This window comes from Streptomyces sp. A012304 (assembly GCF_026008495.1).
GTDB lineage: Bacteria > Actinomycetota > Actinomycetes > Streptomycetales > Streptomycetaceae > Streptomyces.
Genome location: NZ_BQUN01000108.1, coordinates 1 through 1,651 on the forward strand (window position 1 = coordinate 1; position 1,651 = coordinate 1,651).

The 1,651-nt window shown below is 72.5% G+C and carries 3 protein-coding genes and 1 pseudogene; all 4 read left to right on the forward strand.

The window, feature by feature from the left end; translation table 11 throughout:
• Positions 1-186: pseudogene (locus tag ALMP_RS27670) on the forward strand (hypothetical protein); the annotation flags it as partial.
• A complete protein-coding gene (locus ALMP_RS27675) occupies positions 183-401 on the forward strand; it encodes a hypothetical protein (RefSeq protein ID WP_264933129.1) in 219 nt (72 codons plus the stop codon). The pseudogene ALMP_RS27670 and the gene ALMP_RS27675, both read left to right, overlap by 4 nt.
• On the forward strand, positions 398-781 hold the full coding sequence (locus tag ALMP_RS27680) for a DUF6907 domain-containing protein (protein WP_264933130.1): 384 nt from the start codon (positions 398-400) through the stop codon (positions 779-781). Before ALMP_RS27675 ends, ALMP_RS27680 begins: the two co-directional genes overlap by 4 nt.
• Complete coding sequence (locus ALMP_RS27685) at positions 778-1,557, forward strand: hypothetical protein (protein ID WP_264933132.1); 780 nt, start codon at positions 778-780, stop codon at positions 1,555-1,557. The genes ALMP_RS27680 and ALMP_RS27685 overlap by 4 nt, the downstream gene beginning before the upstream one ends.
• Positions 1,558-1,651: the final 94 nt, after the last annotated feature.

Sequence of the window (1,651 nt, forward strand, 5' to 3'; positions counted from 1 at the left end):
ATCAGCGTCGCCCAGCAGCTGCTCGACAGCGACCAGATCCTCTCCCTCCGCGAGGCCCTCCGCCGCCTGCTGCGCGCCCTCGGCGCCGAGCCCGTCGACGAGGAGCAGCGCGCCCGGGACTTCGTCGCCCGGCACTTCCCCGAGGTCACCGCGTTCCTCGCCACCGAGCGAGGTGAAAGCCGGTGAGCACCTCCTACGACCCGCTGCGCGAGCCCGACGCGGAGCCCCAGTTCCCGGCGTCCCTCGACGGTGAACTCCGCCTCGCCCGCGAGTACCTGTCCCAGGTCGCCGGCACGAACATCCACGACCACACCGCGATGGTGAAGGCCGCCGTCGGCCTGGACCACCGGCTCCGCGCCCTCATCGCCGCCCTCGACGCCAAGCGGGGTGAGCACCGGTGAGCACCGAGCCCCGCACCGTCCACGTCAACGTCTTCGTCACCAAGTCCCTGGAGATCGAAGAGCCGAGTTGGTGTGTGGGGCATCGGGACGACCGCGCCCAGTACAAGGCCGACATCACCCACAACGGGCCCGAGATCTCCGCCCGCATCGACACCCGCCGCGGCCCCACCGACTTCCTCACCGCGTGGATCTCCCAGGCGCCCTACAGCGTCCTCACCCCCGAGCCGCTGCCCGTCCTCGCCATCGAGGTCGGCGGCGACATCCTCAACTGCGAGGACACCGCCGACGTCCGCGCCTTCGCCAACCTCGTCCGCGCCCACCTCGACGTCCTCGAACAGCTCGCCGTCGAGCTGGAGCGCATCCGCGGAGGTGGCGAGTGAAGCGCGACCCGCTGCTGTGGGCGGCGCTCGTCGCGGTCCTCGTCGTCCTCGCGTCCGCCGAGTACCAGCTGGCCGTCGCGTGCGGCTTCGGCCAGTACGTCGCCGCCGGCGTCCCGGCCGCCCTCGACGTGTACGCCCTCGCCGCCCTGCGGGCCCGCCGCGACGTCTTCGCGGTCGTCCTCACCCTGATCGGCGTGAACGCCGCCTCGCACCTGGTGCAGGTCGGCCTGCTGCCCGTCTCCGTGACCCTCGTCGTGGCCGTCTCCGCGGTCGCCCCGCTCGTGCTGTGGCGCGTCCACCGGCTCTCCGAACACCAGCCGGAACCGCGACCGGAACCGAGCCCCGCCACGGCGGAACCGGCGCCGGAACTCGCGGAACCGGTCACCGTCGAGCGGGCTCCCAGCACGGTCGACACGGCCCCCGCTGGGCCCGTCCTCGGCCCCTGGTCGCCCGTGGCGGAACTCGCTGGCGGAACTACCGGAACCGTCCTCGACCTGCGGCCAACCGAGGGGTACCCGTCAGCGTGTACCCCTGCCGGAACTGAGGCGGAACCGGCATCGGAACCAGTTCCGCCCACAGTTCCGCCGACCGGAACCGGCGCCGCCGACCTCTTCACCGAGGACACCGCGAACACCACCTTCGCCAAGCGTGTCGACACCGTCAGGAACTGGCTCGCCGCCGAGCCGGAACTCACCGGAACCGACATCGGAACCCGCCTCGGCGTGAGCGACAGCTACGGCCGCCGGCTCCTGCGCACAGCGCGGGACAACGCGTGATCGCCGCGTTCTTCCCCGTCGCCGCGCTGGTCGCCCTCTTCGGGCTGTGCGCCGTCGCGCTCCACGACGTCCCCCGCATCACCGGGACCGTCGC